The 10,828-nt window shown below is 48.0% G+C and carries 10 protein-coding genes; all 10 read right to left on the bottom strand.

What is annotated here, in order from left to right; all coding sequences use genetic code 11:
- Nucleotides 1-12: 12 nt before the first annotated feature.
- Nucleotides 13-1,090, bottom strand: a protein-coding gene (prfB, locus tag Q7V21_RS17835) for a peptide chain release factor 2 (RefSeq protein ID WP_304918581.1) whose coding sequence is annotated in 2 segments (ribosomal slippage) — nucleotides 13-1,035 and nucleotides 1,037-1,090 — 1,077 coding nt in all. Because the reading frame shifts where the segments join, the coding sequence is not laid out codon by codon here.
- Nucleotides 1,091-1,178: 88 nt separating this feature from the next.
- Nucleotides 1,179-2,015: a peptidoglycan DD-metalloendopeptidase family protein gene (locus Q7V21_RS17830; protein ID WP_304918580.1), complete on the bottom strand. Its 837-nt coding sequence runs from the start codon at nucleotides 2,013-2,015 to the stop codon at nucleotides 1,179-1,181.
- Between the two features lies 1 nt (nucleotide 2,016).
- On the bottom strand, nucleotides 2,017-2,592 hold the full coding sequence (locus tag Q7V21_RS17825) for a YqaA family protein (RefSeq protein ID WP_304918579.1): 576 nt from the start codon (nucleotides 2,590-2,592) through the stop codon (nucleotides 2,017-2,019).
- Nucleotides 2,589-3,251: a protein-L-isoaspartate(D-aspartate) O-methyltransferase gene (locus Q7V21_RS17820; protein ID WP_304918578.1), complete on the bottom strand. Its 663-nt coding sequence runs from the start codon at nucleotides 3,249-3,251 to the stop codon at nucleotides 2,589-2,591. Before Q7V21_RS17820 ends, Q7V21_RS17825 begins: the two co-directional genes overlap by 4 nt.
- Nucleotides 3,248-4,000, bottom strand: coding sequence for a 5'/3'-nucleotidase SurE (surE, locus tag Q7V21_RS17815; RefSeq protein ID WP_304918577.1), 753 nt, complete (start codon nucleotides 3,998-4,000; stop codon nucleotides 3,248-3,250). Before surE ends, Q7V21_RS17820 begins: the two co-directional genes overlap by 4 nt.
- Before the next feature lie 126 nt (nucleotides 4,001-4,126).
- On the bottom strand, nucleotides 4,127-6,928 hold the full coding sequence (gene fdhF, locus Q7V21_RS17810; RefSeq protein WP_304918576.1) for a formate dehydrogenase subunit alpha: 2,802 nt from the start codon (nucleotides 6,926-6,928) through the stop codon (nucleotides 4,127-4,129).
- A complete protein-coding gene (locus Q7V21_RS17805; RefSeq protein WP_304918575.1) occupies nucleotides 6,928-8,625 on the bottom strand; it encodes an NAD(P)H-dependent oxidoreductase subunit E in 1,698 nt (565 codons plus the stop codon). Before Q7V21_RS17805 ends, fdhF begins: the two co-directional genes overlap by 1 nt.
- A gap of 339 nt (nucleotides 8,626-8,964) precedes the next feature.
- Complete coding sequence (locus Q7V21_RS17800; RefSeq protein ID WP_304918574.1) at nucleotides 8,965-9,972, bottom strand: formate dehydrogenase subunit gamma; 1,008 nt, start codon at nucleotides 9,970-9,972, stop codon at nucleotides 8,965-8,967.
- 10 nt (nucleotides 9,973-9,982) lie between these two features.
- Nucleotides 9,983-10,162, bottom strand: coding sequence for a hypothetical protein (locus Q7V21_RS17795; protein ID WP_304918573.1), 180 nt, complete (start codon nucleotides 10,160-10,162; stop codon nucleotides 9,983-9,985).
- Between the two features lie 2 nt (nucleotides 10,163-10,164).
- On the bottom strand, nucleotides 10,165-10,749 hold the full coding sequence (gene fdh3B / locus Q7V21_RS17790; protein ID WP_304918572.1) for a formate dehydrogenase FDH3 subunit beta: 585 nt from the start codon (nucleotides 10,747-10,749) through the stop codon (nucleotides 10,165-10,167).
- Nucleotides 10,750-10,828 lie beyond the last annotated feature (79 nt).

Raw genomic sequence — 10,828 nt, 5'->3', positions numbered from 1 at the left:
TGTTGGATTCGCTTATAAACCTGATTTGAGTGAGGCTTCAATGAATTGATCCAGATCGCCATCCAGAACCGCCTGCGTGTTTCCGGTTTCGACACCGGTACGTAAATCTTTGATGCGTGATTGATCGAGTACATAGGAGCGTATTTGACTGCCCCAGCCGATATCCGATTTGGATTCTTCGGCGGCTTGTTTCACTTCGTTTTGCTTTTGTAATTCCAGCTCATACAGTTTGGCGCGTAACTGGCTCATCGCCTGATCACGGTTTTTATGTTGTGAGCGTTCCATCTGACATTGCACCACGGTGTTGGTCGGTACGTGGGTAATACGTACCGCTGAATCGGTGGTGTTAACGTGCTGACCACCGGCACCGCTTGAGCGGTAGGTATCAATACGTAAATCAGACGGATTGATATCGATTTCAATAGTGTCATCGACTTCAGGATAAACAAACACCGAAGCAAATGAGGTATGCCGACGGGCACCGGAGTCGAACGGTGATTTACGCACCAGACGATGTACACCGGTTTCGGTACGCAGCATGCCAAAGGCGTATTCACCTTCGAAACGCACGGTGGCTGATTTAATACCGGCTACCTCACCGGCGGAGACTTCCATCAAGGTGACGTTGTAACCCTGAGCTTCGCCCCAACGCAGATACATACGCAGAATAATATTGGCCCAATCCTGTGCTTCGGTTCCGCCGGAGCCTGATTGGATATCCAGATAGGCGCTGTTGGCATCGAGCTTGCCGGAGAACATGCGTTGGAATTCGAGTTTTTCCAGACCTTTTTCCAGCTCGTCCAGATCCGCATTGACTGCATTAAAGGTATCTTCGTCGTTTTCTTCAACAGCGAGTTCAAGCAGATCTTTTGCGTCATCCAGTACTTCACGGTGTGAAGAGAGTGTTTTGACAATACGCTCGAGGCTGGAGCGTTCCTGTCCCAGTTTCTGGGCATTTTCGGGATTATTCCAGACGGCTGGATCTTCCAGCTCACGGGTTACTTCGACCAGGCGTTCTGCCTTGTTATCGAAGTCAAAGATACCCCCTGAGATCGTCACTGCGATCGCGGAGAGTTTTAATTCGTTGCATCGTCGCGCCGAGTTCCACGCTAGTACCTCATTGAAATTGATTGATAATGCTGCTGCAGCAAACCCGTTATTGTAACGGATTATGCAGCTTATTGTTTAGGCAGAAAGCGTAATGGATCGACAGGTTTGCCGTTACGACGAATTTCAAAATGCAATTGATCGGTCTGGGTACCCGAGCGACCTAATGTGGCAATCCTCTGACCACTTTTCACCGAATCACCCTCTTTGACCAGCAGCGTATCGTTATGTGCATAAGCACTTAAATACGTATCATTGTGTTTGATGATCAGCAAGTTACCATAGCGCGGTAATCCATCACCACTGTAAACCACTTTGCCATCTGCCGCCGCTATAACTGGCTGACCGGGTTTACCTACGATGTTGATCCCTTTACGCCCAGGACCAGATTCAGAAAATGTTGATACAACACGTCCATCTGTTGGCCAACGCCAAACCATACTTTCATTTGCCGCAGTAACAGCAGGAGCCGTTGTGGCAGGAGGTGTCGTTGGCCGGGTTTGCGGTGTTTGTGTTGCAGTAGAAGGCCTTGTTGCCTGTGTTGATGTCGAAGGTCGTGTTACTGAAGAAGATGACGGCTGACTCGTGGCCGGGCGCGTTGCAGTAGTTGTAACAGGAGCGCCTCTGAATTTAATCTGTTGTCCTACATAAATAGTATAGGGCGCTCGAATACCGTTAATACGTGCCACATCACGATAATCCATTCCATAGCGGAAACTGATCGAATACAAGGTATCACCGCGTTTAACAGTATAGCTATCAGGAGCTGGTGCTGGTGCTGGCTGAGATTGAGCCTGAGTCCGGGGTTGTTGCGAGCGGCTATCACCTTCACGACCAACCGGTGCCAAGGCACTGCCACCACTACATGCAGTCAATAAAAACACTAATAAGGTCGATAAAAACTTCATATTACATAAATATAAAATAGGCCAGAACCAACAGTCCCACCGTTAACCAGCCAAGGCGATCCACCCATAAATGCAATTTTTCTTCAAACGGCTTGCCACCCCACTTCATTAAGCCTGCCACCAGAAAAAACCGCATACCACGGCCAATTAAAGAACCAAGAATAAACGGTAATAACAACATGCCAACCGCACCGGCAGCAATGGTGAATATCTTGTAGGGTATCGGGGTGAATCCCGCTAAAAATATAGCCCAAAAGCCATATTCAGCAAACCATTGCTGGGCTGTTTCATATGCCTCGACGTAACCAAACTGAATGATCCATGGCTCGACCATTTGCAAAGCAAATAAGCCAATCAGGTAACCTAATAATCCACCTAATACTGAGGCTACCGTGGTTATGCCGGCATAAAACCATGCTTTATCTGGTCTGGCTAATGACATCGGTGCCAACATGACATCCGGTGGAATCAGAAAGAATGAGGACTCGGTAAAGCTGACCAACGCTAGCCAATAGGTTGCATATTTATGCCTTGCCCATTGCATCACTCTCGCGTAAAGCCCAGAAAATAATTTCATCCAACTTGCCCACTTAACAGTGGGACAAAACTAACGGCGTCCCATTCCGTTTCTTCAAATTTACCGTCAACGCGATCAATTACTTTTAAAATCTGCCCCTTGCTACCACCAACAGGTATGACCAATCGGCCGCCCGGTGCCAGTTGTTCCAGCAACGTGGGCGGAATCTGCTCCGCTGCACAGGTCACGATAATGCCATCGTAAGGACCATTTTCCGGCCAGCCCCAACTGCCATCACTGTGTTTGAGGCGAATGTTATTAAGTTTTAACTGGTAGAAACGTTCCCTTGCCTGCTTCAACAAAGGGGCGATACGTTCCACACTGAACACTCTGGGCACTAATGCTGAAAGCACAGCAGTTTGATAGCCCGAACCCGTACCGATTTCTAGTACCTTATTTCTCGGCCCGTCCTGCAATAAAATTTCGGTCATACGCGCCACAATGTATGGCTGCGAAATAGTCTGGCCCAGACCAATCGGCAATGCCGTGTCTTCATATGCCCTGCTGGCTAAGGCTTCATCAACAAATAAATGCCTCGGGCACTGGCGCATCACTGCCAATAAATGAATATTTTTGATACCTCGCTCCTGCAAACGCTGGATCAAACGATCCCGCGTCCTCTGCGATGTCATTCCTATTCCGCGAGGATCTGCGATCATGGCAAAGTGCTTTCCAGCCACCGCGATACGCCATCAATGGCATCATATCGAGTCAAATCAATTTGTAATGGCGTGACCGAAACTGCGCCTCGGCGAACCGCATCAAAATCAGTACCCGGCCCAGCATCTTGTTCCTGTCCTGCTGGACCAATCCAGTACATCGGTCTGCCGCGAGGATCAAACTCTTTAATCACCGGCTCGGCTTTATGTCGATGACCAAGACGAGTGCTTTCAAAACCGATAATTTCTTCGATTGGCAGATCCGGCACATTTACATTCAAAATAGTATCGGCGGGTAATGCTACAGATTTAAGTCTTTCAACCAATTGTTGTGCGACCCAACCTGCAGTTTCGTAATGTTTGCCTTCAAAACTTGCCAGTGAAATAGCTATTGCCGGCAAGCCGAGAAAACGCCCTTCCATTGCAGCGGCCACGGTGCCTGAGTAAAGCACGTCATCACCAAGATTGGCACCGGCATTAATACCAGAAACCACCATATCGGGTTCTTCTTCCAGTAAACCTGTGATCGCCAGATGCACACAGTCGGTTGGTGTACCTTCCACTCGGTAAACACCGTCTTCCATACGATCCAAGCGCAAAGGATTTTCCAATGTCAGCGAGTTACTGGCACCACTGCGATTACGGTCTGGCGCGACCACGGTAATTTCCCCCAAACCGGCAAGCGAGCGCGCCAATGTGCGGATACCCTTTGCCATGTAGCCGTCATCATTACTTATGAGGATTTTCATTTATGTTTTTGACCTGTTGCGTCAAGAGATTATTCGCCGCTATCTTAGCAAGAATGCGCGGTTATGACATAAAAAAGGGCATGAAATCATGCCCTTTTGTGATGCAAGGCGTGGGTTGCCCTTGCATCACTGCCTTAGTTTGTTTTGTGACTGTCCACCACCATAGCTATGAAACTGTAGCGGAACACCACCAGGTGTTACCTTCACCGCGCAATATTTGAACTCCGGGATTTTTGCCGCCGGGTCTAATGCTGCATTGGACAGTTTGTTTACCGCCGCTTCGTAATAACAGAAAGCCATAAATATCGCGCCGGTAGGCACTGCTTCATCCACCCGCGCCACTACTGATACTTCGCCGCGACGAGTTGATAAGGTCACCATTTCACCCGGTCTGACATTCATCTCTTCCAATGTCAGCGGATGAATAGTCGCCACTGCTTCCGGTTCCAGCGCATCAAGTACATTTGAACGACGCGTCATTGAACCGGTATGCCAATGTTCCAGCATACGGCCAGTGATTAACACGTACGGATATTCATCATCTGGACGTTCATCCGGTTCGACAATATCTGCAGGCACAAACAAACCGCGGCCATCAGTTGTCGGGAAACGATCGGTGAAAATGATTGGTTCACCCGGATCACCTTCCTGTTCACATGGATAAACCACACCATGTTCACGCTCCAGACGTTCCCAGGTAATACCGCCCATCGAAGGCACCGCTTTACGAATTTCTGCAAACACTTCTTTAGGACCGTCGTAATTCCAATCCAGCCCCATACGCTGAGCTAACTGCTGGATTATCCATAAATCCTGACGTGCATCACCGGGCATAGGAATGGCTGTGCGTCCCATTTGCACCAGACGATCAGTGTTGGTGAACGTACCGGTTTTTTCCGGGAAACCTGATGCTGGCAGAATCACATCGGCCAGATAGGCTGTTTCGGTCAGGAAGATATCTTGTACCACCAGAATATCCAGCTCAGACAATGCCTGACGGGCATGATTAGCATCCGGATCCGACATCGCAGGGTTTTCGCCCATGATATACAGGCCATTCAATTTGCCTTCATGAATCGCATCCATGATTTCCACCACGGTAAGACCCGGTTTGGAATCAATTTCAGAATCCCATAACTGTTCCAGCTTATGCCGCGCCGAATCGTCTTCGACTTTGTAATAATCCGGCAGACGCATCGGGATAAGTCCCATATCCGAGGCACCCTGAACATTATTCTGACCACGCAGTGGATGCAGACCTGTACCCGGACGGCCAATTTGACCGGTCATTAAGGCCAGTGAAATCAGGCAGCGTGCATTGTCAGTTCCATGAACATGTTGCGAAACGCCCATTCCCCACAGAATCATTGCCGCATCGGCTTTGGCGTAAAGCCGTGCCACTTCGCGCAATGTTTGTGCGGGAATGCCACATACCGGCTCCATCAATTCAGGTGAATAGTTTTTCAGATGTTTTTTCATTGCTTCAAAGCCCAGCGTACGCTCGGCAACAAAGCTTTGATCAACCAGATTTTCTTCGACAATGACATGCATGATGGCATTAAGCATCGGTACGTCACTACCTGGCTTGAAGGCCAGATGATGTGTCGCCTGACGCGATAACTCTGTGGTCCGAGGATCCAGCAGAATCAGTTTAGTACCAGTACGCAGCGCATTTTTCATCCACGTCGCACCGACCGGATGATTCACTGTCGGGTTAGCACCGATCAATACAATCACATCGGCTTTGTCTACGTCAGCCACCGGATTGGATACTGCACCGGAGCCAAGACATTCCAGCAATGCCACCACCGATGAGGCATGGCAAAGACGAGTACAGTGATCAACGTTATTGGTTTTGAAACCGGTACGGATCAGTTTCTGGAATAAATAAGCTTCTTCATTACTGCCTTTGGCACTGCCAAAGCCGGCTAATGCATTTGGACCTTTTTCATCGCGTATTTTCAGGAAGCCTTTAGCAGCCATATCCAGCGCTTCTTCCCAGGTCGCTTCACGGAAGATTTTATCGATATCGTTGGGTTCCATCGTAAAGTCACCGTTTTTAGGTGCATCTTCACGGCGGATAAGCGGTTTGGTTAAACGATGTGGATGATGTACGTAGTCAAAGCCATAACGGCCTTTAACACACAAACGACCATGGTTGGCAGGACCATCACGACCTTCAACATATAAAATCTTGTCGTCTTTGATGTTGTAAGTCAGCTGACAGCCGACACCGCAATAAGGACAAACTGATTCAACCTGACGATCCGGTTCAACCATGGCCACTTCATTAGCAGGCATCAACGCACCAGTCGGGCAAGCCTGTACACATTCGCCGCAAGCAACACAGGTGCTTTCGCCCATTGGATCAGCGAGATCAAACACAATTTCGGTATGACTGCCACGCATGGCCAAGCCGATTACATCGTTATTCTGTTCATCACGACAGGCGCGTAAACAGCGAGTGCATTGGATACAGGCATCCATGTTCACTGCGATACCGGGATGCGATAAATCAGGTGCGACTTGTTTACGGGGTTTGAAACGCGGTGTACTCACTTCCAGTTTGCTGGCCCAATAATCCAGTTCGGAATGCAGCGTATGCGGCTTTTCGGAAACATCGGATTTGAGCAGTTCGATGACCATGCGTTGTGAATGTAAAGCACGTTCACTATTGGTTTGCACTTTCATATCATTGCCGGGATAACGGCAGCATGAAGGGGCTAAAACACGCTCGCCATCAATCTCGACCATGCAGGCACGACAGTTACCGTCCTGGCCTTCACGCTCGGAATAACACAAATGCGGGATTTCAATACCTTCGCGTTCAGCGGCTTTTAAGATAGTTTCATCTGCACGCGCACTGATTTTCTGGCCGTTAAGCGTAAATTCGACCATTTCTACGCGGTCTTGTAATTGAGTGGCCATTATTTCAACTCCTCAGGGAAATACTTGACGACGCAGCGCAGTGGATTTGGAGCGGCTTGCCCCAGACCACAAATTGATGCATCTACCATTACTTGAGACAACTCTTCAAGTAATGGTTCGTCCCATTTAGCCTGTTTCATTAAGGTGACTGCTTTGGCTGTACCGACACGACAAGGTGTACATTGGCCACAGGACTCATCTTCAAAGAAATGCATGGCATTAACAGCCAGATCGCGTGCTCTGTCTTTATCAGAGAAAACAATCACCGCAGCCGAGCCAATAAAACAGCCGTATTCATTCAACGTATCAAAATCCAGCGGAATATCACCTAAAGAAGCCGGCAAAATACCGCCTGATGCACCGCCTGGGAAATAACCATAAAACTCATGACCTTCGAGCATGCCGCCACAATATTCATCAATCAGTTCACGCATGGTGATACCGGCTGGGGCAAGATGCACGCCGGGTTTATTAACTCGACCACTGACAGAAAATGAACGCAGACCTTTACGACCGTGACGCCCATGATCGGTGAAACATTGCGGACCTTTTTCGAGAATATCGCGAACCCAGTACAGCGATTCCATATTATGTTCCAGTGTTGGCCGACCGAATAAGCCTACTTGAGCAACAAACGGTGGACGCAAACGTGGCATGCCGCGTTTACCTTCAATGGATTCAATCATCGCCGACTCTTCACCGCAGATGTAAGCTCCGGCGCCACGACGTAAATAAATTGTTGGCAGGTTTTCAACTGGGGGATGTGCACGCAGCTTAGCAAGCTCTTGTTCCAGCATCACCCGAATGGCAGCATATTCATCACGCAGATAAATATAGATTTCATCTATGCCGACAGCCCAGGCGGCGATCAACATGCCCTCCAGGAAACAATGTGGATCGCGATCGAGATAATATTTGTCTTTAAAAGTACCTGGTTCGCCTTCGTCGATATTGACAGCCATTAATCTCGGAGCAGGCTGATCACGGACGATTCGCCATTTACGGCCAACCGGGAAACCCGCACCACCCAAACCACGTAATCCCGAGTCATCCATCATGTCGAGGACATTATTGACATCATGTTGTCCGGCAATACATTGCTGATAGATTTGGTAACCACCGTTTGCCTGATATTGTTCAAACAGGATTGGGGAAATTGTTTCCGGTTCGGTTACGCCTTTTTCAACCAGCTCATCGACTTTCTGAACATCGGCAAATTCAACCGGATGCATACCGACAACGGCGACCGGTGCTTTGTCACAACGGCCAATGCAAGGTACACGTTGTACCCGGACTTTTTCTCCCATGGCAGATTCAAGAGAATCAACCAGACTTTCAGCCCCGGCCATTCCACAACTCATGGAGTCACAGACTCGCACTGTGAGATCTGCAGGAACAGCATCGCCTTCTTTGATCACATCAAAATGATGGTAAAAGGTGGCTACTTCGTATACTTCAGCCCGTGATAATTTCATTTCATAGGCTAAAGCCACCAGATGATTGGCTGAAATATGTTTGTAAAAATCCTGGATTTTATGCAGATGTTCTATCAGTAAATCTTTTTGTCTGGATGCATCGCCAAGTAACTGCCGTACTTCCGCCAGTGCTTTTGGATCAATCTGCCGACCTTTGCTGGTGATTCTCGACAGCTTGATTGGTTTTCCAGTTTGTTGAGCACTGATTGGTTGCTCGATCATGTACTGCCCTCTCTCTCACTTCGTAGCCTGCTTTGGCTTTTTATATTAAAAAATCCAGTCAAAACTATCATGGCTAAGGGTTGATGTGAAGTGCTGAGATAAGCAAAAACTAAAGCTAAATCAGGCTTTTGAATATTGGTATGTGGGGAGGGATTTGGTGGAGGGCAAAAATGCACTAAATAGTGGCACATTGACTGAATGGAGATGAAAAAACTGTAGCGGCAACAGTAATTATGATCCAATTTGGATCACAAAATTGTTTTGTAGAGATTCTCAAAAATGACGACAGCCGAACAGTTTTTACTGCCCGGCTGTTAACAGGTATCCAGTTTGCGCAAATTAATGCTTGGGGGCTTGTTCTTGCTGTTCGAGTTCTTTTAACCACAAATCATGGTGTTGTTCGGCCCAGGCAACATCAACATGACCGGTAGTCATGCCTTCCAAAGCGCCTTCTGTACCAATAGTTCCGATATAGATGTGGCCCAAGGAAAATGCCATTAACAGCATTGCCGTCAGGATATGAATCAGGTGGGCAACAATAATAACAAAACGCTCTTGGCCAAAGTTAGGGAAATCCAGCACTAAACCCGAAAAGCACAATGCAACACCGGCGGTAGCCAAAGTCCAGAACCAGAGCTTTTCTCCACCGTTAAATTTGCCTGCGGAGGGATGCTTATCACCGACCATGCCACCAAAGTCTTTAAACCACTGGATATCGACTTTAGTAAACAGATTCTGTTTGAACCATTTAATCAAAATGATAAACAATGCCACCATAAACACCGGACCCAATACATTGTGTATCCATTTGGCGGCAGTCGCGTAGGCGGAAAATCCCGGATAACCGAGCAATGGAATTAAAGCAAACCGACCGTACAACAAACTTAGGCCCGTAATCGCTAACAGAATGAATAAAGTTGCGGTGGTCCAATGTAAACGTCGTTCATTCAATGTCCAACGTTCAACGGTTTTGCCAGTTCGTGGATGATTAAGTTTGACCTCACCCCGCAATAAATAAAATGCTGCGAGAATTACCAGCACACCACTGAGTAACCATGCACCGTAAGTGGCAATAGGACCATTACGCAATTGACGCCAGTTTTGACCGGCACCTTGAATCAATACATTGGTTTCCTGACCTCGAACCGCACTGTAGCCTTTGTTGCCCTCACGTACCTGACGCCAGGTATCAGCACGCGGATTGGTCTGCTCAATGGCTGCCTGCTGATCGGTGACACTGACATAGAGATAACCGGTTAACGGCAACACTAAAATCGCCAATACGATGATCAGCATCGCCCGGAGCGATGTCTTTTTACGATTGTTCATAGCAGCAGATGCAGACATGCTTACTCCGTTAGCGATCCGTTTGAACGCTTTTGAAACGCAGCTTCAGCACTTCAGCACGTTCCTCTGCAGACAGAGCATGACTATCTTCTTTGCCTTTATAAACTCCGGCTTTATGCATGGTTACATCAGTATCTTCGTAACAGGCAGTCAGCAGAAAAGCGCCCAGCAAAAAAACAATCAATCTCATGATTAATCCTTGTAGGCAGTTGCCCAACCCCAGTTATCAGGACGTCCACCACGGCGAACAACACGACTGCGGAACAAGTCAGCAACGATATCACCATCACCAGCAATCAATGCTTTGGTAGAACACATTTCAGCACATAGCGGCAATTTACCTTCGGCTAAACGGTTACGGCCATATTTCTCGACTTCAGCAGCCGAGTTATCTTCTTCAGGACCACCAGCACAGAAAGTACATTTATCCATTTTGCCACGGGCACCAAAAACACCTTCCTGTGGATATTGCGGTGCGCCAAACGGACAGGCATAAAAGCAATAACCACAACCGATGCAGATGTCTTTGTCATGTAAGACCACACCATCCGCCGTAGTGTAGAAACAATCTACTGGGCAGACAGCCTGACAAGGTGCATCACTACAATGCATGCAGGCAACTGAGATGGATTTTTCGCCAGGAATACCATCATCAATCGTTACCACGCGACGACGGTTGATCCCCCAGGGAACTTCATGTTCATTTTTACAGGCGGTGACACAGGCATTGCATTCAATACAACGCTCGGCATCACACAAAAACTTCATTCGAGCCATTTAGCAATCCCCTTAATCAGGCAGCACGGATACGACAGAGGGAAACTTTGGTTTCCTGCATCGCCGTAACAGAGTCATA

It is taken from the genome of Methylophaga sp., from assembly GCF_030651745.1.
The sequence above is the reverse complement of the archived record's forward strand: the minus strand, read 5'-3'. Positions and strand labels throughout refer to the sequence as shown.